The organism is Pseudomonas sp. NCCP-436, from assembly GCF_019656335.1.
Classification (GTDB): domain Bacteria; phylum Pseudomonadota; class Gammaproteobacteria; order Pseudomonadales; family Pseudomonadaceae; genus Aquipseudomonas.
In genome coordinates this window covers 130,204-151,955 of the sequence record NZ_BPLZ01000004.1, presented here as the reverse complement: position 1 = coordinate 151,955, position 21,752 = coordinate 130,204, and the positions used below count along the sequence as shown (strand labels likewise).

The following is a 21,752-nucleotide window of genomic DNA, read 5'->3' as shown; positions in this document are numbered from 1 at the left end:
GCCTGTCTCCCGATAACAACAATTACAGGTATTGTCTATGAACGTCTTTTTCCGCCTGACGGCTGTCTCGTTGGTTTCCCTTCTGCCTCTGCATGCATCGGCTGGTGAAGTCGAGGTGCTGCACTGGTGGACTTCCGGAGGCGAGAAGCGCGCCGTCGATACCCTGCAACAACTGATCGAGAAGCAGGGGCATACCTGGAAGGATTTCGCCGTCGCCGGCGGTGGCGGAGAGGCAGCCATGACCGTGCTGAAGACTCGTGCGGTATCGGGCAACCCGCCTTCGGCTGCGCAGATCAAGGGGCCTGACATCCAGGAATGGGGCGAGTTGGGCCTGCTCGGCAATCTTGATGAGGTGGCCGACGAGCAGGGCTGGGATCGACTGCTGCCTCCTCAGGTGGTCGATGTCATGAAATATCAGGACAACTACGTCGCGGTGCCGGTGAACGTGCATCGGGTCAACTGGCTTTGGATCAATCCGGAGGTTTTCGCCAAGGCAGGTGCGACCCCGCCGAACACTCTGGACGAGCTTTTTGCCGCAGCCGACAAGTTGCGTGAGGCCGGCTACATCGCCATCGCTCACGGCGGCCAGCCTTGGCAGGATGCCACGGTATTCGAGAGCTTGGCGCTGTCGATTCTCGGTCCGCAGGAGTACCACAAGGCCTTTGTCGATCTCGATAGCAAGGTGCTTAGTGGTCCGGGCATGGTGCAGGCTTTCTCGGCTCTCGCCAAACTTCGTGGCTACATTGATGCCGATGCAGCCGGGCGCGACTGGAACGGAGCTACTGGTTTGCTGATTGACGGCAAGGCTGGCATGCAGATCATGGGCGACTGGGCCAAGAGTGAATGGACGGCTGCTGGCAAGGTAGCCGGCAAGGACTATCAGTGCGTTCCGTTCCCGGGTACCCAGGGCGACTTCACCTTCAACATCGACTCGCTGGCTATGTTTCTACTGAGCAAGGGCGAGAATCGCCGTGCTCAGGAGGATCTGGCGCGCACCGTCATGGGTAGCGAGTTCCAAGAGATCTTCAATAAGAACAAGGGTTCGATTCCTGTACGCCTGGATCAGGACATGAGTTCGTTTGATGCCTGTGCCCAGCGCTCCATGGCCGACTTCCGGGAAGCAGCCGGCAATGACGGCCTGCAGCCGAGCCTGGCTCACGGCATGGCAGCGTCCAGCTACGTGCAGGGTGCGGTGTTTGACGTGGTCACCAACTTCTTCAATGACCCGAAGGCTGACCCGGAGCGGGCTGCCCGCCAGTTGGCCGCGGCCATAGCCGCCGTGCAGTAGCCATTATGGGCTGCCGTCAGGCAGCCCTCTAAACCCCTGATTTCAATCAGGCGCCTCCGGGTGCCAGGGGATCGGCTGTCTCTCGTTTGCTGCCGGTTCCCATTTCCAGTCTCCTCGCATTTGCGCAGGAGGCAGTAAAAAACCTGTCCATGGAGCTAGTCCCCATGCGTTCTTCTGCAGTTTCAACCCGGGTCAGACCACTGGATGCTTTGCAGCGCTGGCTGCCGAAGCTGGTCCTGGCACCGAGCATGGTAATCGTACTGGTGGGTTTCTACGGTTATATCGGCTGGACTTTCCTGCTGTCTTTTACCAACTCGCGCTTCATGCCCAGCTACAGCTTTGTCGGCCTGCAGCAGTATTTGCGGCTGTGGGAGAACGATCGCTGGTGGGTGGCAAGCAAGAACCTTTTGCTGTTCGGCAGCCTGTTTATCGCCATCAGCTTGGTGATCGGCGTATTGCTGGCGGTTTTGCTGGATCAGCGCATCCGCCGCGAAGGCTTTATCCGGACCATTTTTCTCTATCCCATGGCGCTGTCGATGATTGTTACCGGCACGGCCTGGAAGTGGCTGCTCAACCCGGGGCTGGGTCTGGACAAGCTGCTGCGTGACTGGGGCTGGGACGGTTTTCGCTTCGACTGGCTGATGGATCCGGATCGTGTCGTTTACTGCCTGGTGGTGGCTGCGGTGTGGCAGTCCTCGGGCTTCGTCATGGCGCTGTTTCTCGCCGGCCTGCGAGGGGTTGATCAGTCGATCATTCGTGCCGCTCAGGTCGATGGAGCCAGTCTGCCGACCATTTACCTGCGCATCGTGCTGCCGAGCCTGGGCCCGGTGTTCTTCAGCGCCTTGATGATCCTTGCTCATATCGCCATCAAGAGCTTCGACTTGGTGGCTTCGATGACCGCCGGAGGGCCCGGCTATGCCTCGGATCTGCCGGCAATGTTCATGTACGCCCATACCTTCACCCGCGGCCAGATGGGGCTTGGTGCTGCGAGCGCGATGCTGATGCTCGGCGCAGTGCTGGCAATTCTGGTGCCCTATCTGTATTCCGAACTGCGAGGCAAACGCCATGACTGATACTGTTCTCGATACACGCGTGGCGACGCGCCCGGTACTTCGGCTGAAGGGTTTCAGCCTCGGCCGTCTGGCCATCTACTCGACCTTGATTCTGGCCTGTGCGGTATATCTGGTGCCTCTGCTGGTGATGTTGCTGACCAGCTTCAAGACTCCAGACGACATCCGTAGCGGCAACCTGCTGTCGATTCCGGACGTGTTTACCCTTATCGGTTGGGTTAAGGCCTGGGACGGGGTTGGCGGTTATTTCTGGAACTCGGTGAAAATCACCATTCCGGCTGTGTTGATTTCCACACTGGTCGGTGCGCTCAACGGCTACGTACTGGCCATGTGGCGCTTCCGCGGCTCGCAGCTGTTCTTCGGTTTTCTGTTGTTCGGTTGCTTCCTGCCGTTCCAGGTGATTCTACTGCCGGCATCCTTCACCCTTGGCCAGCTTGGTCTGGCCAATACCACCGAAGGGCTGGTACTGGTTCACGTGGTCTATGGTCTGGCCTTCACCACGCTGTTCTTCCGCAACTTCTACGTGAGCATCCCCGAGGCGCTGGTACGTGCTGCTCGGCTTGATGGTGCGGGGTTCTTCACCATTTTCGGACGCATTCTGCTGCCGATGTCACTGCCGACCATCATGGTTTGCCTGATCTGGCAGTTCACCCAGATCTGGAACGACTTCCTCTTCGGGGTGGTGTTCTCCAGTGGCGATACCCAGCCAATCACCGTGGCCCTGAACAATCTGGTCAACACCAGCACCGGGGTCAAGGAATACAACGTCGATATGGCCGCCGCGATGATCGCCGGGCTGCCGACGTTGCTGGTCTACATCCTCGCCGGCAAGTACTTCGTGCGTGGCCTTACGGCCGGCGCCGTGAAGGGCTGAAACCAACCAAATTGAAGCAGCGTCGGGCACGCCCGGTAGGTATCGCCGTGCCCGTAAAGGCTGCACCAGTGGAGAAAACGAAATGGCTACCCTTGAGTTGCGCAATGTCATCAAGTCCTACGGCAGCGGCCTAGTGGACACCCTGAAGAACATCGAGCTGTCCATCGACTCCGGTGAGTTCCTGATCCTGGTAGGGCCGTCGGGTTGCGGCAAATCAACCCTGATGAACTGTATCGCTGGCCTGGAAAGCATCAGCGGCGGGGAGATTCTCGTCGATGGCGCCGATATCAGTGGTATGAGCCCGAAGGATCGGGATATCGCCATGGTGTTCCAGTCCTACGCGCTGTACCCGACCATGAGTGTGCGCGACAACATTTCCTTTGGCCTGCGGATCCGCAAGATGCCCGCGGCGGAGATTGATGCCGAAGTAGAACGTGTGGCGCGCCTGCTGCAAATCGAACATCTGCTCGACCGTAAGCCCAGTCAGCTTTCTGGTGGCCAGCAACAGCGTGTGGCCATGGGCCGGGCGTTGGCAAGACGGCCGAAGATCTATCTGTTCGACGAGCCTCTGTCGAACCTCGACGCCAAGCTGCGAGTGGAGATGCGCACCGAAATCAAGCTGATGCACCAGCGTCTGAAGACTACCACGGTCTACGTTACCCACGACCAGATCGAGGCCATGACCCTGGGTGACAAGGTGGCGGTGATGAAGGACGGCATCATCCAGCAGTTCGGTACGCCCCAGCAGATTTACAACGACCCGGCCAACCAGTTCGTTGCCAGCTTCATCGGCTCGCCTCCTATGAACTTCATCCCTCTGCGCACCGAAATCCATGGTGAGCAGTGCATCGGTCTGCTGGAAAGTAGTACTGGCGCGCGTGCAGAACTGGTGCTGGGCGATGCCACTGATCTGCAGGGGCGTGAGCTGATTCTCGGGATTCGACCAGAGCAGATCCTGCCAGCTGCGGCCGGCACGCCCGGATTGCGCGCCGAGATCGAGGTGGTGGAGCCGACTGGCCCGGACACTCTGGTGTTCTTCACTCTCAACCAAACCAAAGTGTGCTGCCGTCTGGCCCCGGACGAGGCGGTACAGGCCGGAACTTCGATCGATCTGCTGATCGAGCCACAGCGCGTGCTGCTGTTTGACGCCGCCAGCGGCGAGCGAGTGCGTCCGCAGCAGTATCAGGCTGCGCCAGCTGGCAACGTCAGTCGTCTGAGAATTGGCTAGTTCCCGTGTGTCCTTGAAGGTCGCGCGTTAGCTAGTAGTCCCCGCCGCTTCGGGGGGTATCCGAAGCATCCGCACAATAAAAACAATCTGGAGCGAAGATGAAAACCCCATCTACTAACTTGTTGCATCTGTTTGCAGTCCCTGGCCTGCTGGCTGTTGGCCTGGCTTCTACACAGGCGCATGCCCTTGAGTTCTCGGGCTACCTGCGCAGTGGCGTCGGTGGCGGGGAGCATGGCGGCACGCAGTCCTGCTTCCAGTTGCCGGGGGCGCAGTCGAAGTACCGTCTGGGCAACGAATGCGAGCACTATATTGAACTGGATCTGCGCCAGGATCTGTTGACACTGGACGATGGCTCAGTGCTGAGCGTCGAGGGTATGGCACAGCTCAACAATGCGTACGGTCATACACCGAAGTTCACTGGTGAGTACGGTTATGCCCGAATGAACCAGATGTATGCCGAGTGGAGCAAGGTGCCTGCTCTCAATGGCGGCTCGTTGTGGGCGGGGCGGCGTTTCTATAAGCGCAACGATATTCATATCACTGATTTCTACTACTGGAACCAGAGTGCTACCGGGGCCGGTATCGAGGACTTTGAGTTCGGTGGGTTGAAATACAGCTACGCTTTCTCGCGCAAGGACAGTTATTTCCAGGAAGATTACATTAATCGCCACGACTTCAACGTCGCCGGTTTCAAGGTCAATCCGGGGGGGGAGCTGGAGTTTGGCCTGAGTTATATCGACAAGCCGGATGGCGACGATGCCCACAGTGGCTGGGCGATCACCGCTCAGCACAAGCAGCGTGACTTCTTTGGCGGCGTTAATACCCTGGCTCTGCAGTACGGCCGAGGCCCGGGAACCGGGTTGGGTTATACCGGCGATGTGACTCTGGATCGCAACAACAAAAGCTGGCGCCTGGTGGAATACTTCGACTGGCAGGCTACACCACGCCTTGGTGGCCAGATGCAGTTCGTCTACCAGAAGGACACCAGGCCCGATGGCGAGGATCAGGACTGGCTTTCAGTGGGTGGGAGAACCAGCTATGCGTTTAGCGAGCAGTTCAAGCTGGTCGGTGAGCTGGGGCACGATCAGGTCGATGCCCGTGATGGCACACGCAAGCTGACCAAGGTCACCATCGCGCCGACTTGGTCACCTGCCGGGCCTGGCTTCTGGGCGCGTCCAGAGTTTCGCCTGTACCTGACCTATGCCTCCTGGAACCGTGCCGCACAGCAGGCGGCCACTCAACTGGCAGCAGGTTCGGCACTGTCTGACAGCGGTGTATTCGGCAATGCCCGTCACGGCTACAACTTCGGTGTGCAAGTGGAGCACTGGTGGTAAACCTCCAGTTGCTCGGCCGGTCTTGCACTGGCTGAGTGATGAACCGCGGAAAGTAAAAGGCCTGCCATAGTGGCAGGCCTTTTTCGTTGGATAGTGGCCGGATCAGTCTTCCAGGTTACCCATGGCGGTGGTGTTGAAGCCACCGTCGACATAGAGGATCTCGCCGCTGATACCCGAGGCCAGATCCGAGCAGAGGAAGGCGCCGGCATTGCCGACTTCCTCGATGGTGACGTTGCGACGCAGCGGGGTCTGCTTCTCGTTGGCAGCCAGCATCTTGCGGAAGCTGGCGATGCCGCTGGCGGCCAGGGTGCGGATAGGACCAGCGGAAATGGCGTTGACGCGAGTACCTTCCGGGCCAAGGCTGGAGGCCAGGTAGCGTACACCGGCTTCCAGGCTGGCTTTGGCCATGCCCATTACGTTGTAGTTCGGCATGGTGCGCTCGGCGCCCAGGTAGGAGAGGGTCAGCAGGCTGCCGTTGCGACCTTTCATCAGTTCGCGGCCGGCCTTGGCCAGAGCGACGAAACTATAGGCGCTGATGTCGTGGGCGATCTTGAAGCCTTCACGGGTGGTGACTTCGGTGAAGTCGCCGTTGAGCTGGTCGCCCGGGGCAAAACCAACGGAATGAACGATGCAGTCCAGACCGTCCCACTTCTTGCTCAGAGCCTCGAATACTGCGTTGATGTCCTCGTCATTGGCCACATCGCAGGGGAAGCACAGGTCGGCGCTGGAACCCCAGCCGGCAGCGAATTCCTCGACGCGGCCGCGGAGCTTCTCGTTCTGGTAGGTGAAGGCCAGTTCAGCGCCTTCGCGGTACATGGCGGCGGCGATGCCCGAAGCGATGGACAGTTTGCTGGCAACGCCAACGATGAGTACACGCTTACCGGTTAGAAAACCCATTGTGCTATTCCTCTTCCTGTTTCAAGGATCAGTGAGCGGTTGCCGGGGCCATGAAGGCGGCTTCCAGCAACTGCTGCGTATAAGGGTGTTGTGGTGCGCCGAAGATTGACTCGGCAGAGCCTTGTTCCACCACCTGTCCCTGCTTGACCACCATCAACTGGTGACTTAGCGCCCGAACCACCGCCAGATCATGGCTGATGAACAGGTAGGTCAGGTTGTACTTGGCCTGCAAGTCGCGCAACAGCTCCACCACCTGGCGTTGAACTGTTCGGTCGAGCGCCGATGTGGGCTCGTCGAGCAGAATCAGCGCCGGCTTCAACACCAGTGCCCGGGCAATGGCAATCCGCTGCCGTTGCCCGCCGGAAAACTCGTGGGGGTAGCGATGCCGCGTCTGCGGATCCAGACCCACCTCCATAAGTACGTCGATGATTGCCTGTTCCTGTTCGGCCTCGCTGCCTATCCCGTGGATGCGCAGGCCTTCGCCGACGATCTGGGCCACTGACATGCGCGGGCTGAGACTGCCGAACGGATCTTGGAAGACCACCTGCATTTGCCGTCGCAAAGGACGTACGTCCTTCTGCGACAACCCCTGCAGGGGTTGGCCCTGGAAGCGGATTTCGCCACGGCTGGCAAGCAGCCGCAGGATGGCCATGCCAAGGGTGGACTTGCCGGAACCGCTTTCACCGACGATGCCCAGGGTCTGACCCTGATGCAGGCTGAAGCTGATACCGTCCACTGCCTTGACGTGATCCACGGTCTTGCGCAGCAGGCCCTTTCTGATCGGGAACCATACGCGCAGGTCGTCCACTTCCAGCAGCGGCTTACCCACGGGGTTGGCCGCTGGTTCGCCACTGGGTTCGGCACCGATCAATTCCCGGGTATAGGGATGCTCGGGCGCCTGGAACAATTTTTCACACGACGTCTGTTCGACGATCCGACCGCGCTGCATGACACATACACGATGCGCAATTCTGCGAACCAGGTTGAGATCGTGGCTGATCAGCAGCAGCGACATGCCCAGTCGTGCCTGTAAATCCTTGAGCAATTCGAGGATTTTCAGCTGCACCGTGACATCCAGAGCAGTGGTTGGCTCGTCGGCAATCAGCAGTTCGGGGTCGTTGGCCAGAGCCATGGCGATCATCACCCGCTGTCGCTGGCCGCCGGACAGCTCGTGTGGATAGGCCTTCAGACGCTTCTTCGGTTCGGGGATACCGACCAGCTCCAGCAGTTCCAGGATCCGGGCAGTGGCTGCCTTGCCGCGCAGGCCCTTGTGCCAGGCCAACACTTCGCTGATCTGCTTTTCGATGGTGTGCAGAGGATTGAGCGAGGTCATCGGCTCCTGGAACACCATGGCGATGCGATTGCCGCGGATGTTGCGCAGGCGCGCTTCGCTAAGTTGCAGCAGGTTTTCCCCGGCATACTCGATACTGCCCTGCGGGTGGCGGGCCAGCGGGTAGGGCAGCAGTCGCAGAATGGAATGGGCGGTCACCGACTTGCCGGAACCGCTTTCTCCGACAAGGGCCAGAGTCTCGCCCTTGCGAATATCGAAGGTGACTTCTTCCACTACGCGCTGGCAGTTTTCGCCGTTGACGAATTCGACGGCCAGGTCGCGAACGTGTAACAGGGTCTCGTGCTGGCTCATGTCATTTCCTCGGGTCGAAGGCATCGCGGGCGGCTTCTCCGATGAATACCAGCAGGCTCAGCATCAGCGCCAGAACCACGAATGCGCTGATACCCAGCCAGGGAGCCTGGAGGTTGCTCTTGCCTTGGGCAACCAGCTCACCCAGCGAGGGTTCGCCTACTGGTAGGCCGAAGCCAAGAAAGTCCAGCGAGGTCAGGGTGCCAATGGCGCCGGTCAGGATGAAGGGCATGAAGGTCATGGTCGAGACCATGGCGTTGGGCAGGATATGACGGAACATGATGCCGGTGTTGCCCATGCCCAGCGCTCGGGCTGCGCGCACATATTCCAGGTTGCGTCCTCGCAGGAACTCGGCCCGCACCACGTCCACCAGACTCATCCACGAAAACAGCAGCATGATGCCCAGCAGCCACCAGAAATTCGGCTGTACGAAACTGGCCAGAATGATCAGCAGAAACAGTACCGGCAGCCCGGACCAGACTTCCAGGAAGCGCTGCCCGAGCAGGTCGATCCAGCCGCCATAGAAGCCTTGCAAAGCACCCACGGCGACTCCGATCACCGAGCTGGCCAGCGTTAGCGCCAGGGCAAAGAGCACCGAGATGCGGAAACCGTAGATCACCCGTGCCAGCACGTCGCGCCCCTGATCGTCGGTGCCGAGCCAGTTCTGTGCCGAAGGCGGCGCCGGGGCAGGCACTTCCAGGTCGTAGTTGATGCTCGAATAGCTGAAGGGGATCGGCGGCCAGATCATCAGGCCGTCTTTCTGCGCGATTAGCTCCTGAATGTAGGGGCTCTTGTAATTGGCCTGCAGCGGGAATTCGCCGCCGAACACCGTTTCCGGATAGCGCTTGAGTACCGGGAAGTACCATTGGCCGTCGTAGCGCACCGCCAGCGGTTTGTCATTGGCGATCAGCTCGGCACCGAGGCTCAGGCCGAACAGGATGAGGAACAGCCACAGCGACCACCAGCCGCGGCGGTGGGCCTTGAAACGCTCGAAGCGGCGCTGGTTGAGGGGGGACAGTTTCATCTTCAGCCCTCCCTGCTTTCGAAGTCGATACGCGGGTCGATCAGGGTGTACATCAGGTCGCTGAGCAGCTTGGCCACTAGGCCGAACAGGGAAAAGATGAATAGCGTACCGAAGACCACCGGATAGTCGCGGTTGATAATGGATTCGAAGCCCAGCAAACCGAGGCCGTCGAGGGAAAAGATCACTTCGATCAACATGGAGCTGGCAAAGAAAATGCCTAGCACCGCAGAGGGAAAACCGGCCACCACGATCAGCATGGCGTTACGGAATACATGGCCGTAGAGCACGCGCCGATCCGTCAGGCCTTTGGCTCGGGCGGTAGTTACGTACTGCTTGCCGATTTCGTCGAGGAAGCTGTTCTTGGTCAGCAGGGTCAGGGTGGCGAAGTTGCCGACGACCAGTGCGGTGACCGGCAGCACGAGGTGCCAGAGATAGTCGAGGATCTTGCCGCCAAGGCTCAGTTCATCGAAGTTGTTCGAGGTCAGCCCGCGTAGCGGGAACCAGTCCCAGTAGCTGCCGCCGGCGAACAGCACGATCAGCAGGATGGCGAAAAGAAAGGCGGGGATGGCATAACCGACGATTATCGCCGAACTGGTCCAGACGTCGAAGGCGCTGCCGTGCCGGGTGGCCTTGGCGATGCCCAGCGGAATTGAGACCAGGTAGGTGATCAGGGTGCTCCACAGGCCCAGCGAGATGGATACCGGCATTTTCTCCAGGATCAGGTCGATGACCTGGGCGTCGCGGAAGAAGCTGCTGCCGAAGTCCAGTTGGGCATAGCTTTTTATCATCAGCCAGAAGCGTTCGTGAGCCGGCTTGTCGAAGCCGTACATTTTCTCGATTTCTTCGATTAGTTTGGGGTCGAGCCCCTGGGCGCCACGGTAGCTGGAGCCGGCTACCGAGACTTCAGCGCCACCGCCAGAGACCCGGCCGGTGGCGCCGCCAGTGGCAGCATCAAAGCCTTCCAGCTTGGCGATCATCTGTTCAACCGGTCCGCCAGGGGCGGCTTGGATGATGATGAAGTTGATGACCAGGATGCCAAACAGGGTAGGGATGATCAGTAGCAGGCGGCGGAGGATATAGGCCAGCATCTTATTGCTCCTCCTGCGCCTGCGCTGGCAGCCTGCTTGGCTGCTCCTGTCCCGGACGCACCCACCAGGTGTGAATGCCGATGTCGTACAGCGGGGTGACCTCCGGGTGCTCGAAGCGGTTCCAGTAGGCCACGCGCCAGGTTCGGATGTGCCAATTGGGGATCACGTAGTGGCCCCAGAGCAACACTCGATCCAGTGCGCGGGTGTGGGCGATCAGACTTTGCCGGGAGTCGGCTGCGATCAACCCTTCAACCAACTGGTCGATGGCCGGATCCTTGAGGCCGATGAAGTTCCGGCTGCCGGGATTGTCGGCGCTGGAGGAGTGCCAGTATTCGCGCTGTTCGTTGCCAGGCGAGTTGGATTGGCCGAAGCCGCCGACGATCATGTCGAAGTCGCGTGAACGCAGACGATTGAGATACTGGGACACGTCTACCCGGCGGATGGTCAGCTCGATGCCCAGGTCGGCCAGGTTGCGCTTGAACGGCAGCAGTACCCGCTCGAACTCGGTCTGCACCAGCAGGAATTCGAAGTTGACCGGCTGACCCTCGGTATCGAGCATACGGTCACCCTCGATGCGCCAGCCAGCCTGCTGCAGCAACTGATACGCGCGTCGTTGCTGTTCGCGGATGATGCCGCTGCCATCACTGACCGGAACGCGGAACTCTTGGCTGAAGACCTCAGCGGGAATCTGCCCGCGTAGCGGTTCCAGAATGGCCAGCTCGTCCTCTCCGGGAAGGCCACTCGAACCTAGCTCGGAGTTGTCGAAATAGCTGCGGGTCCGGAAGTAGGCACCGTTGAACAGGCGCTTGTTGGCCCACTCGAAATCAAACAGCAGGGCCAGGGCCTCACGTACCCGGCGATCCTGGAACAGCGGGCGACGGGTATTGAAGATGAAACCCTGCATGCCGGTGGGGTTGTGGTTCTGGATTTCTTCCTTGATCAACTGGCCATTGGTTACCGCCGGAACGTTGTAAGCGGTTGCCCAGTTCTTTGCACTGGTTTCCAGCCAGTAGTCGAACTGTCCGGCCTTGAGCGCCTCCAGTGCTACGGTGTTATCGCGGTAATAGTCGGTCTGCAGCCGGTCGAAGTTGTAGAGGCCACGGGCCACCGGCAGATCCCGGGCCCACCAGTCCTCCACTCGTCGGTAGCTGATGCTGCGTCCGGGCTGGACACGCTCGACCTGGTAGGGACCGCTGCCCAGTGGCGGTTCCAGGTTGCCGCGAGTGAAGTCGCGCCGGGTTGGTAGCAGAGGCAGCTGACGCAGGGCTTCGAGTAATGTTTCGTCGCCGGCCTGGCTCAGGATCAGGCGCAGGCTGTGCGCGTCCTGCTCCTGAAAGTCGCTGACCAGGCGCAACGCTGCCAGAGCCGGTTCCTCGGAGCGGGCGGCTGCCTGCAGGTTGAGCCGCAGCAGCTCGAGGCTGAGTTTCTGTTTGCCGGCCAGGCGCGGATCCTCTTGCAACTGCACCAGTATGGCCTGGCCAGTATCTTCCAGGCGGATGTCGCGAGTGATGCGCTCGTCGCCGAGAATGGGCTGCAATGCAGCTTGGCTGTCATCCAGTTCGTTCCACCAGTGCTGAGGCAGTACCGGCAACTGACCGACGATCAGCGGCAGTTCGCGGTTGCCGGCATGGCGAAAAACGAAGCGCACGCTGTGCGGCGACTCTACTTCCACCCGCTCGACATCGGCGTAGTAGCCGCGGAACATCGGCGCACCCTTTTTCATCAGGGTCTCGAAGGTGAAGCGCACGTCTTCAGCGGTGACCGGCGTGCCGTCGTGGAAGCGCGCGTCCTTGCGCAGCAGGAAACGCACCCAGGCGTTGTCGGGAGCTTTCTCGATCTTCTCGGCGAGCAGACCGTAGCTGCTGAATGGCTCGTCCAGACTTTGCACGGTCAGGGTGTCGTAGATCAGACTGATGTCGTCGGCCGCTACGCCCTTGCTGATGAAGGGGTTGAGGCTGTCGAAGCTGCCGAAGCCGGCCTGGCGGAAGATGCCGCCCTTGGGCGCATCCGGGTTGACGTAGTCGAAATGGCTGAAGTCCGCCGGATATTTGGGCGGCTCGTCATACAGCGTGGCGGCATGCTGGGGGGCGGCAGTGGCCAGGCTGGCCAGGCCGAGCAGTAGGAGGCTGCTACCGTGAAGCAGGAAACTGCGCAGCGGTTGGATCATCGGGCGTTCTCCGTAGGCTTCAGCCACCAGGCTCGCAGGCCCAGGGTGTAGGGCGGCGTGGTGACGAAGGCGAACCGGTTGCGGTACGCCAGGCGGTGATAGTTGATGTACCAGTTGGGAATCACATAGTGCTGCCAGAGCAGGACGCGATCCAGCGCACGGGTAGCTGCAATCTGTTCGTCGCGGGTCTGGGCCGAGAGCAGCCGGTCGATGATCTCGTCCACTACCGGGTCGGCGACGCCGGCATAGTTGCGTCCACCCTTGACGTTGACCTGGCTGGAGTGGAAGTACAGCGACTGTTCCAGACCAGGGCTGAGGGTTTGCGGCAGAGTGAGCAGAATCATGTCGTAATCGTACTGGTCGAGACGCTGCTTGTACTGCGCACGGTCGACGGTGCGCAGGTTGGCGCGGATGCCGAGGCTTGCCAGGTTGGCGCTGTAGGGCTGGAGGATACGCTCCAGACTGGGGTTGACCAGCATGATCTCGAACTCAAAGCGCTCGCCACGGGCGTTACGCAAATACTGGCCGTTGGGTTTCCATCCGGCCTCGGCGAGCAGACCGAGAGCGCGCCGCAAAGTTTCGCGGGGGATGCCGCGGCCTTCAGTGACCGGTTGTCTGGGCGGTTCAAGAAAAAGCTGTTTTGGCAGGCGCTCACGGTGTGGCGACAGCAGCAGCCACTCGGCGCCTTCGGGTTTGCCGGTGGCGGAGAACTCGCTGTTGGGGTAGTAGCTCTCGGCGCGCACGTAGGCATTGTTGAACAACGTGCGGTTGGTCCACTCGAAGTCGAACATCAGCCCCAGTGCCTCGCGTACCCGGACATCGCTGAACAGGGCGCGCCGGCTGTTCATGAACAGCGCCTGGGTCTGGGTGGGGATCTGGTGGGGAATCTCGGCGCGGATGATGTCGCCGCGGGCCACTGCGGGAAAACGGTAGCCGTTCGACCAGTTCTTTGCCTGATTCTCGATATACAGATCGAATTCGCCGGCCTTGAAGGCTTCGAAGGCCACGTGATTGTCGCGGTAGAAGTCCACCTCGACGCGGTCGAAGTTGTACTTGCCGCGGTTTACCGGCAGATCCTTGCCCCACCAGTCCTTCACTCGCTCGAACACCAGGCGCCGGCCTGGTATCACCTGGGTGATGCGGTAGGGGCCACTGCCCAGTGGCGGTTCAAAGGTGGTGGCCTTGAAGTCGCGATCCTTCCAGTAGTGCTGCGGTAGCACCGGCATTTCGCCCAGGCGCAGGATCAGCAGAGGGTTGCCGGCACGCTTGAAAACGAAGCGGATGCGGTGCCGATTGAGAATGTCGACGCGCTTCACTTCCTGAAGGTTGGTGCGGTACTGCGGATGCCCTTCATTACGAAGTACGCGGTAGGAAAAGGCCACGTCGTAAGCGGTGATTGGCTTGCCGTCGTGAAAGCGTGCCTCGGGACGCAGGTTGAACACTACCCAGCTGCGGTCTTCGCTGTACTCCACGCTGCGAGCGATCAGTCCGTAACTGGAGGCTGGCTCGTCGCCTGATGGGTCGTAGGAGCCGGTGCCGACCATTAGTGGCTCGTTCAGCTCATTGACGCCGTATTGCAGGAAGTGCGCGGTGGACACCGGGCTGGTGCCTTTTAGTGGATAGGGATTGAGCGTGTCGAAGGTGCCTGAGGCCATCAGCCGAAGCGTTCCGCCTTTGGGCGCATCAGGATTGACCCAGTCGAAATGACTGAAGCTGGCCGAATATTTCAGGGTGCCGAACTGCGCATAGCCATGACTCTCGCTAATGCTGGCCGAGGCGGCAGAGCTCATTACCAGGCCGAGAAACAGCAGAAGGAGGGGACGCATCAGGCGTGAAATCCGGTCCATGGCGGCTTTGGGGCTTCTTGAACGGTACAGTAACAGCTTGTCCGGACAGGAAAAAGAGTGCGTGGCCGTAGAGGCACTGCCGATCGGCAAGAATGGTGCTGCTATTGCTGCTGGGAGACGGGAGGCGATGAGAGCAGCGTGCTCGACCGGGCTGGTCACTTAGGGCAGATACAGCGTCAGTAGCTGTCCGGGACGCAGGGTGCTAGTGCGTGGATTCCAGGCTTGCAGACGTTTGAGATCGACCTGGAAACGTTTGGCAATTACGTAGAAGGAGTCGCCTTCCTGCACCCGGTAGTAGGTGACCTTTTCCCGAGAACCATTGCGGCGGTTGGAATTCTCGGCCAGTGACTTGTCGCTGGCCGCATCGGCAATTTGCAGCACCTGACCGGCTTTGAGCTGGTTGCCCTGCAGCCGGTTCCAGCGCTTGAGGTCATGCACTGCCACATTGTGGGTCCGGGCAATTCGCCACAGGTTGTCCCCTTCGCGGACACGATAGGTGGGAGCACCGGAGGGTGTTGCGCCGCGCTGATAAAGTGGCTCACTCGGTTGACTGCCGGGGCGGCCCGGAATGGTTAGTACCTGGCCAATGCTCAGGTTGTTGCTGCTTAGCCGGTTGATATCCTTGAGCATGCTGACGGTGACGTGATGGCGGTTGGCTATGGCATGCAGGCTGTCGCCGGAACGCACGGTGTAACTCTGCCAGTCGACCAGTTCCTGTGGTTTCATCAGCGCCAGATTGGCGCTGAGCAAGTCGGCCTTCTCGGCAGGCACCAGTAGATGTTGCGGACCGTCCAGGGTAATGCCGCGTTTGTAGGCAGGGTTAAGCTGCAGCAACTCCTTCTCGTCCAGATCGGCCAGTCTGGCAACACGGGACAGATCCATATGCTGCTTGATGGCCACCCGCTCGAAGTAGGGTTCGTTGGCAATCGGCGAGAGGGTGACGCCATAGGCTTCCGGAGTCAGGATGACCTGAGACAGGGCGAGCAATTTGGGTACATAGTTCTCGGTTTCCTTGGGCAGCGACAGGTTCCAGTAATCGCTGGGCAGGCCCAGTTTTTCGTTGCGCTCGATAGCCCGGCTGATGCGACCCTCGCCGGCATTGTAGGCTGCCAGAGCCAGCAACCAGTCGCCGTTGAACATTTCGTGCAATCGACTGAGGTAGTCCAGGGCGGCTTGAGTCGAGGCGGTGACGTCGCGCCGGCCGTCGTACCAAGCGGTCTGCCGCAGGTTGAAATGACGGCCGGTGGAGGGAATGAACTGCCAGAGCCCGACGGCCTGAGCAGGCGAATAGGCCATCGGGTCGTAGGCACTCTCGATCACCGGCAGCAGGGCCAACTCCATCGGCATGCCTCGTTCGGCCAGGCGTTCGACGATGTAGTGGATGTAGGGCGCGCTGCGCTCGCTGACGGTGTCCACATGCTTGGGGTTACTGGCATACCACAGGCGCATGCGCTCGATGCGCGGGTTGATGCCGATTTCATCCTGAAGCTTGAAGCCGTCGCGCATTCGCTCCCAGATATCCTGATATTCACGGGGTTTAATGTCGTGATTCAGCCACTGTGGCTCGCGTTCAAGCCCCACGGCGCGGGAGGTGCTGGGGCCGGGATCCCTTGGCGTATCTGACAGACTCTGGCAGCCGCTGAGAGCGGCTGCGCCGATTACCACCAGTAGGTGGGATCTGCGCAACAATGCCTTGGTATTCAATAAGTTGCGCAAAGAGGAAGGCATTGGCTGGTGTACTGTTTGCGAAAAAGGATCGGGCGATTCTAGGAACCGACCAGGGGGTGGTCAAGTTTTCACCAGTCTTTTGCGAGGTTATCGATCTTTTGTTGGTTATAGCTCGGCGCTACCTGATTTCTGTATGAAAAGTGCCAGTTCACCACTGATATCCGGTTAAAAAGCGGTTCGCAATGATCATTTGGCACTGGTAGCGTCGGACGCCAGCCCGCTTGTTGCCCCCCGTTTGGCCTGCCTGAACTTCGCTCTAGAAAAGCTGCTCGCGCCAGGCGCCTCTTCAGAAATTGTCCTTCCAGGCACGCAGAGCGGCGAAAATCATCTCGGGCGTTTCATCTGTAGCGCCATGTTCGCAGGCTGCGGCGATCACAGCCGGCTCGCCGGTACGCAGGAAAGGATTGGTGGCAAGCTCAAGCTCGATATTCGATGGCAGGCTGATACGACCTGCCTCACGCCAGCTTGAGACCTCGGCGAAACGATCCTGCAGACGAAGGTTCTGCGGCTCTACCGCCAGGGCAAAGCGCAGGTTGCTCAGGGTGTATTCGTGAGTGCAGTAGACTCGCGTGTCGCCCGGCAGAGCGGCCAGGCGCGCCAGTGAGCCGTGCATCTGCTGCGGTGTTCCTTCAAACAGTCGGCCACAGCCGGCGGCGAACAGGGTGTCGCCACAGAACAGCAATTGTTCGTCGGCATGATAGTAGGCGATATGGCCCAGGGTATGACCGGGGACTGCCAGCACGTGAAACTCCAGGCCCAGCACCTCGATCGGTTGCTTGTCGTTCAGGGCAATATCACGGGCCGGGATGCGTTCCGTAGCCGGCCCGGCCACGCGCGCACCTGTCTCGGCCTTCAGCCGTTCGATGCCGCCGACGTGGTCGAGGTGGTGATGAGTCACCAGAATGTCGCTCAGTTGCCAGCCCGGATGCTGCCCGAGCCAGGCCAGTACCGGAGTCGCATCGCCCGGATCGACCACGGCGCAGCGTTTGGTGTGCGGATCCTGCAGCAGCCAGATGTAGTTGTCATTGAAAGCAGGCAGGGCGTCGATCTGAATCATTGCGGGTCGCTAAGCTGGTGATAAAGGTGCATCTTAGGCGCAGGCGCAGAAACTGTCATGCGGAGGTAGCGATGAGCGATCAGGCATTTGCCCGGGTCGATCCCGAATGGCTCATGCTCGTCAGTGAGGCTCGCGAATGGCTGGCCGGGCCCGTAGGTCAACTGCTGCTGGAGCAAGAGCGGCGCTTGCTGGAGGAAGAGCTGGCACGTTTTTTCGGCGGTTATCTGGTGAGCTATGGGCCTGGCGCGGAAGGCCCACCGAAGGCTCGCCAGATCCAGTGCAATGTGCGTCTCGGGGCACCCATGCCCGGCGTGCAGATCGTTTGCGAAGAGCAATCATGGCCGCTGGGTGAGCATGCAGCTGACGTAGTGGTGCTGCAGCACGGCCTGGATTTCAGTTTGTCGCCGCACGGATTGCTGCGTGAAGCGGCGCGCAGCGTTCGTCCCGGGGGGCACTTGCTGATCCTCGGCATCCATCCCTGGAGCACATGGGGCGCGCGACGACTGTTTGCCCGCGACGGCCTGGGCCGAGCGCGCTGCATTGCCCCAAGGCGGGTTTGCGACTGGCTGGCGCTGCTGGGGTTTGCCTTGGAGAAACGTCGTTTCGGGTGCTATCGTCCGCCGCTCGCTTCGCTGGTATGGCAGCTGCGCTTGAGTCCTCTGGAGCGCTGGGGTGATGCCTGGCAACTGCCTGGTGCCGGCTTCTATCTGCTGGTAGCGCGCAAGTTGGTAGTAGGCCTGCGCCCGCTGCGGCAGTCGCGCCGCGAACCTATGGGAAAACTGCTGCCGCTGCCGGTGGCCAAGATCAGTCGGCGTGACGCCGATAGTTGAGACTGCACCGGCGACCTGAAATCCCCTTACAGAGCTGAGTAATGTCTGAAACCGATGAAGTTGTGATCTATAGCGATGGCGCCTGCAAGGGCAATCCGGGCCCGGGTGGCTGGGGAGCGCTGCTGGTGTACAAGGGGGCGGAAAAGGAGCTCTGGGGCGGTGAGCCGAGTACCACCAACAACCGTATGGAGCTGACGGCCGCCATTGCCGGACTGATGGCTCTTACCCGACCCTGTTCGGTGCGCCTGGTGACCGACTCTCAATACGTAATGAAGGGTATCCAGGAATGGCTGCCGAGCTGGAAGAAACGTGGCTGGAAAACTGCCGCGAAGGAGCCGGTGAAAAATGCCGACCTCTGGCGGAAGCTTGATGAGGAGGTGAACCGACATCAGGTGCGCTGGGAGTGGGTGCGCGGGCATACCGGTCATCCGGGTAACGAGCGGGCCGACCAGTTGGCCAACCGCGGCGTCGACGAGGTGCGCAGGGGCTGAGTTAGAATGTCCCGCCCCAAATAGATCAGAGAGGCGAGTGTGACAAGCGACAACAGCGTCAATCGCTATGTGGTACTGGATACTGAAACCACGGGTATGCCGGTCACCGAAGGGCACCGGATCATTGAGATCGGTTGCGTTGAGGTGCTCGGCCGGCGTCTGACCGGGCGGCATTTTCATGTCTACCTCAATCCGGATCGCGAGATCGACGAAGGCGCTATCGCGGTTCACGGTATTACCAATGAGTTTGTCGCCGACAAGCCGCGCTTTCGTGACGTGGCCGATGAGTTCTATGAGTTCATCAAGGGCGCCCAGCTGATCATCCATAACGCAGCGTTCGATATCGGCTTCATCAATAACGAGTTTGCTCTGCTGGGGCAGAGTGAGCGTGCCGAGGTCTATGACTACTGCACGGTGCTCGATACCCTGATGCTGGCGCGCGAGCGTCACCCGGGGCAGCGTAATAGCCTGGACGCTCTGTGCAAGCGCTACGGTGTCGACAACTCCAATCGCGAACTGCACGGCGCACTGCTCGACGCCGAGATCCTCGCCGACGTCTACCTGGCGATGACCGGTGGTCAGACCCACCTGTCACTGGCCGGCGAGGGGGCGGACGCTGATGGCAGTGGTCGCCCGCAGGCCGCACCGATCCGCCGGCTTGATGCCTCGCGAGTGCGCACTCGCGTCATTCGCGCCAACGAGCAAGAGTTGGCCGCGCATCAGGCGCGGCTGGCAGCGATCGAGAAAGCTGCCGGCGGCCCGACCTTGTGGGCTCAGTTGGAAGCAAAGACGGAATAACGAACAGCGCAATTGCGACTTTTTCGTATAGCTCCACGCACGGGGGGTTCCGCCGCTGCAGGCGAGCCTCTAACCTGAAGCGACGGGCAGGTTCTACCTGCCAGCCTTCAGGACGCCACAATGTATAAAGATCTCAATTTTCCCGTCCTAATCGTTCACCGCGATATCAAGGCCGATACGGTCGCTGGCGAGCGCGTGCGTGCGATCGCCCAGGAACTTGCTCAGGACGGTTTCAGCATTCTGACTACGGCCAGCGCAGCCGAAGGGCGCATCGTCGCCTCCACCCATCACGGTCTGGCCTGCATTCTGGTCGCAGCGGAGGGGGCAGGGGAGAACAGCCGACTGTTGCAAGACATGGTCGAGCTGATCCGCGTGGCGCGGGTGCGAGCGCCGCAGCTACCGATCTTCGCCCTTGGCGAGCAGGTCACCATCGAGAATGCGCCAGCCGAGGCCATGGCCGATCTCAACCATCTGCGCGGCATCCTTTATCTTTACGAAGACACCGTGTCATTTCTCGCCCGCCAGGTGGCCCGAGCCGCGCACAACTATCTGGAGGGTTTGCTGCCGCCTTTCTTCAAGGCACTGGTACGGCATACCGCACAGTCAAACTATTCCTGGCACACGCCCGGTCACGGCGGTGGTGTGGCCTATCGCAAGAGCCCGGTGGGGCAGGCCTTCCACCAGTTCTTCGGAGAGAACACCCTGCGCTCGGACCTCTCAGTGTCGGTGCCGGAGCTGGGTTCGCTGCTCGATCACACCGGCCCGCTGGCCGAGGCCGAGGCTCGTGCCGCACGCAACTTCGGCGCCGATCACACCTTCTTCGTGATCAACGGCACCTCGACGGCGAACAAGATCGTCTGGCATTCCATGGTCGGCCGCGACGATCTGGTGCTGGTGGATCGCAATTGTCACAAGTCGATCCTGCACTCGATTATCATGACCGGTGCCATCCCGCTGTACCTGTGCCCGGAGCGCAACGAGCTGGGCATCATCGGGCCGATTCCGCTGAGTGAATTCAGCAAGGAGTCGATCCAGGCCAAAATCGACGCCAGTCCGCTGACTCGCGGCCGCGCACCGAAGGTCAAGCTGGCGGTGGTGACCAACTCCACCTACGACGGCCTCTGCTACAACGCCGAGATGGTCAAGCAGACGCTGGGCAACTCGGTGGAAGTGCTGCACTTTGACGAAGCCTGGTACGCCTACGCGGCGTTCCATGAGTTCTATGCCGGACGCTACGGTATGGGCACGCGTTGTGACGAGCGTTCGCCGCTGGTGTTCACTACGCACTCCACTCACAAGCTGCTGGCGGCCTTCAGCCAGGCTTCGATGATTCATGTACAGGATGGTGGCCAGCGGCAGCTGGATCGCGACCGCTTCAACGAAGCCTTCATGATGCACATCTCCACTTCGCCGCAGTACGGCATCATCGCCTCGCTGGATGTGGCTTCGGCAATGATGGAGGGGCCGGCAGGGCGCTCGTTGATTCAGGAGACCTTTGACGAGGCACTGAGTTTCCGTCGCGCGCTGGCCAACGTTCGGAGCAACCTGTCCGCTGATGACTGGTGGTTCAGCATCTGGCAGCCGCCGGCGGCCGATGGCGTCGATAGCCTTGCCACGAGTGACTGGCTGCTGCAGCCGGACGCCGACTGGCACGGTTTCGGCGAGGTGGCGGGCGATTATGTATTGCTCGATCCGATCAAGGTGACGCTGGTGATGCCGGGGCTCAACGCTGCCGGCAGCATGGAAGAGCAGGGCATCCCTGCCGCAGTGGTCAGCAAGTTCCTCTGGGAGCGTGGCCTGGTGGTGGAGAAGACCGGCCTGTACTCCTTCCTGGTGCTGTTCTCCATGGGGATTACCAAGGGCAAATGGAGCACCCTGCTGACCGAGCTGCTGGAGTTCAAGCGCAGCTATGACGCCAACCTGCCACTGGCCGATGTACTGCCTTCCATCGTCCAAGCCGGCGGCGGGCGTTATCAGGGAATGGGGTTGCGCGATCTTTGCGATGCCCTGCACGGCTGTTATCGCGACAACGCTACCGCCCGGGCTCTGAAAAGTATGTACACGGTACTGCCGGAGGTGGCGATCAAACCGGCCGATGCCTATGACCGCCTGGTGCGTGGCGAGGTCGAGGCGGTGCCCGTCGATCATCTCGAAGGACGTATCGCGGCAGTGATGCTGGTGCCTTATCCGCCGGGCATTCCATTGATCATGCCGGGTGAACGCTTTACCGCAGCGACTCGGTCGATTCTCGACTACCTGAGCTTCGCCCGTACCTTCGATCAGGCCTTCCCGGGTTTCGATATTGATGTTCACGGGCTGCAGACCGAGGATGGCGAGTACCGCGTCGACTGTCTGATTGAATAGGAGTGAGGGTTTTGCCGGGGTGGAGACC

General features: G+C 60.5%; 17 protein-coding genes. 9 read left to right on the top strand and 8 right to left on the bottom strand.

Annotated elements, in window-relative coordinates; genetic code table 11:
• The first annotated feature begins 37 nt into the window (after positions 1-37).
• The 5 genes from NCCP436_RS06555 to NCCP436_RS06535 all read left to right on the top strand — a co-directional run bounded on the left by NCCP436_RS06555 (position 38) and on the right by NCCP436_RS06535 (position 5,794).
• Positions 38-1,288 (top strand): ABC transporter substrate-binding protein, encoded by a 1,251-nt coding sequence (locus NCCP436_RS06555; RefSeq protein ID WP_220803157.1) that lies wholly within the window; start codon positions 38-40, stop codon positions 1,286-1,288.
• A gap of 164 nt (positions 1,289-1,452) precedes the next feature.
• Complete coding sequence (locus tag NCCP436_RS06550) at positions 1,453-2,361, top strand: carbohydrate ABC transporter permease (protein ID WP_375709473.1); 909 nt, start codon at positions 1,453-1,455, stop codon at positions 2,359-2,361.
• The gene (locus NCCP436_RS06545; protein ID WP_220803153.1) at positions 2,354-3,232 is read left to right on the top strand and encodes a carbohydrate ABC transporter permease; all 879 of its coding nucleotides are present in this window, start codon (positions 2,354-2,356) and stop codon (positions 3,230-3,232) included. The genes NCCP436_RS06550 and NCCP436_RS06545 overlap by 8 nt, the downstream gene beginning before the upstream one ends.
• A gap of 82 nt (positions 3,233-3,314) precedes the next feature.
• Complete coding sequence (locus NCCP436_RS06540; protein WP_220803151.1) at positions 3,315-4,460, top strand: ABC transporter ATP-binding protein; 1,146 nt, start codon at positions 3,315-3,317, stop codon at positions 4,458-4,460.
• A 98-nt stretch (positions 4,461-4,558) separates the two neighbouring features.
• Positions 4,559-5,794 carry a carbohydrate porin gene (locus NCCP436_RS06535; protein ID WP_220803149.1) on the top strand — a complete coding sequence of 412 codons (1,236 nt, stop codon included), beginning with the start codon at positions 4,559-4,561 and terminating at the stop codon, positions 5,792-5,794.
• Between the two features lie 102 nt (positions 5,795-5,896).
• Here NCCP436_RS06535 and fabI read toward each other — a convergent pair whose 3' ends face one another.
• The 8 genes from fabI to gloB form a co-directional block, all read right to left on the bottom strand.
• The gene (gene fabI, locus NCCP436_RS06530; RefSeq protein WP_220803147.1) at positions 5,897-6,691 is read right to left on the bottom strand and encodes an enoyl-ACP reductase FabI; all 795 of its coding nucleotides are present in this window, start codon (positions 6,689-6,691) and stop codon (positions 5,897-5,899) included.
• 28 nt (positions 6,692-6,719) lie between these two features.
• On the bottom strand, positions 6,720-8,333 hold the full coding sequence (locus NCCP436_RS06525) for an ABC transporter ATP-binding protein (RefSeq protein WP_220803146.1): 1,614 nt from the start codon (positions 8,331-8,333) through the stop codon (positions 6,720-6,722).
• 1 nt (position 8,334) lies between these two features.
• Positions 8,335-9,354, bottom strand: a complete 1,020-nt coding sequence (locus NCCP436_RS06520; RefSeq protein ID WP_220803145.1) for an ABC transporter permease — start codon at positions 9,352-9,354, stop codon at positions 8,335-8,337.
• Positions 9,355-9,356: 2 nt separating this feature from the next.
• The gene (locus NCCP436_RS06515) at positions 9,357-10,442 is read right to left on the bottom strand and encodes a microcin C ABC transporter permease YejB (protein ID WP_220803143.1); all 1,086 of its coding nucleotides are present in this window, start codon (positions 10,440-10,442) and stop codon (positions 9,357-9,359) included.
• A 1-nt stretch (position 10,443) separates the two neighbouring features.
• Positions 10,444-12,609, bottom strand: coding sequence for an extracellular solute-binding protein (locus NCCP436_RS17620; RefSeq protein ID WP_259651457.1), 2,166 nt, complete (start codon positions 12,607-12,609; stop codon positions 10,444-10,446).
• Positions 12,606-14,435: an extracellular solute-binding protein gene (locus NCCP436_RS06500; protein ID WP_220803142.1), complete on the bottom strand. Its 1,830-nt coding sequence runs from the start codon at positions 14,433-14,435 to the stop codon at positions 12,606-12,608. The genes NCCP436_RS17620 and NCCP436_RS06500 overlap by 4 nt, the downstream gene beginning before the upstream one ends.
• Positions 14,436-14,615: 180 nt before the next feature.
• The gene (locus NCCP436_RS06495; protein ID WP_220803141.1) at positions 14,616-16,184 is read right to left on the bottom strand and encodes a LysM peptidoglycan-binding domain-containing protein; all 1,569 of its coding nucleotides are present in this window, start codon (positions 16,182-16,184) and stop codon (positions 14,616-14,618) included.
• A gap of 286 nt (positions 16,185-16,470) precedes the next feature.
• Positions 16,471-17,241 (bottom strand): hydroxyacylglutathione hydrolase, encoded by a 771-nt coding sequence (gene gloB, locus NCCP436_RS06490; RefSeq protein WP_220803140.1) that lies wholly within the window; start codon positions 17,239-17,241, stop codon positions 16,471-16,473.
• 71 nt (positions 17,242-17,312) lie between these two features.
• Between gloB and NCCP436_RS06485 the strand changes: the two genes are divergently transcribed.
• The 4 genes from NCCP436_RS06485 (at position 17,313) to NCCP436_RS06470 (ending at position 21,724) form a co-directional block, all read left to right on the top strand.
• Positions 17,313-18,071: a class I SAM-dependent methyltransferase gene (locus tag NCCP436_RS06485; RefSeq protein ID WP_220803139.1), complete on the top strand. Its 759-nt coding sequence runs from the start codon at positions 17,313-17,315 to the stop codon at positions 18,069-18,071.
• Positions 18,072-18,112: 41 nt separating this feature from the next.
• Complete coding sequence (gene rnhA / locus NCCP436_RS06480) at positions 18,113-18,562, top strand: ribonuclease HI (protein ID WP_220803137.1); 450 nt, start codon at positions 18,113-18,115, stop codon at positions 18,560-18,562.
• Between the two features lie 39 nt (positions 18,563-18,601).
• On the top strand, positions 18,602-19,360 hold the full coding sequence (dnaQ, locus tag NCCP436_RS06475) for a DNA polymerase III subunit epsilon (RefSeq protein WP_220803135.1): 759 nt from the start codon (positions 18,602-18,604) through the stop codon (positions 19,358-19,360).
• 120 nt (positions 19,361-19,480) lie between these two features.
• The gene (locus NCCP436_RS06470; protein ID WP_220803133.1) at positions 19,481-21,724 is read left to right on the top strand and encodes an Orn/Lys/Arg decarboxylase N-terminal domain-containing protein; all 2,244 of its coding nucleotides are present in this window, start codon (positions 19,481-19,483) and stop codon (positions 21,722-21,724) included.
• Positions 21,725-21,752: the final 28 nt, after the last annotated feature.

Excerpts from the sequence above, each read along its gene's own strand:
- NCCP436_RS06555 (WP_220803157.1), top strand. The coding sequence starts at position 38 with ATGAACGTCTTTTTCCGCCTGACGGCTGTCTCGTTGGTTTCCCTTCTG.
- NCCP436_RS06550 (WP_375709473.1), top strand. The coding sequence starts at position 1,453 with ATGCGTTCTTCTGCAGTTTCAACCCGGGTCAGACCACTGGATGCTTTG.
- NCCP436_RS06545 (WP_220803153.1), top strand. The coding sequence starts at position 2,354 with ATGACTGATACTGTTCTCGATACACGCGTGGCGACGCGCCCGGTACTT.
- NCCP436_RS06540 (WP_220803151.1), top strand. The coding sequence starts at position 3,315 with ATGGCTACCCTTGAGTTGCGCAATGTCATCAAGTCCTACGGCAGCGGC.
- NCCP436_RS06535 (WP_220803149.1), top strand. The coding sequence starts at position 4,559 with ATGAAAACCCCATCTACTAACTTGTTGCATCTGTTTGCAGTCCCTGGC.
- fabI (WP_220803147.1), bottom strand. The coding sequence starts at position 6,691 with ATGGGTTTTCTAACCGGTAAGCGTGTACTCATCGTTGGCGTTGCCAGC.
- NCCP436_RS06525 (WP_220803146.1), bottom strand. The coding sequence starts at position 8,333 with ATGAGCCAGCACGAGACCCTGTTACACGTTCGCGACCTGGCCGTCGAA.
- NCCP436_RS06520 (WP_220803145.1), bottom strand. The coding sequence starts at position 9,354 with ATGAAACTGTCCCCCCTCAACCAGCGCCGCTTCGAGCGTTTCAAGGCC.
- NCCP436_RS06515 (WP_220803143.1), bottom strand. The coding sequence starts at position 10,442 with ATGCTGGCCTATATCCTCCGCCGCCTGCTACTGATCATCCCTACCCTG.
- NCCP436_RS17620 (WP_259651457.1), bottom strand. The coding sequence starts at position 12,609 with ATGATCCAACCGCTGCGCAGTTTCCTGCTTCACGGTAGCAGCCTCCTA.
- NCCP436_RS06500 (WP_220803142.1), bottom strand. The coding sequence starts at position 14,435 with ATGCGTCCCCTCCTTCTGCTGTTTCTCGGCCTGGTAATGAGCTCTGCC.
- NCCP436_RS06495 (WP_220803141.1), bottom strand. The coding sequence starts at position 16,184 with ATGCCTTCCTCTTTGCGCAACTTATTGAATACCAAGGCATTGTTGCGC.
- gloB (WP_220803140.1), bottom strand. The coding sequence starts at position 17,241 with ATGATTCAGATCGACGCCCTGCCTGCTTTCAATGACAACTACATCTGG.
- NCCP436_RS06485 (WP_220803139.1), top strand. The coding sequence starts at position 17,313 with ATGAGCGATCAGGCATTTGCCCGGGTCGATCCCGAATGGCTCATGCTC.
- rnhA (WP_220803137.1), top strand. The coding sequence starts at position 18,113 with ATGTCTGAAACCGATGAAGTTGTGATCTATAGCGATGGCGCCTGCAAG.
- NCCP436_RS06470 (WP_220803133.1), top strand. The coding sequence starts at position 19,481 with ATGTATAAAGATCTCAATTTTCCCGTCCTAATCGTTCACCGCGATATC.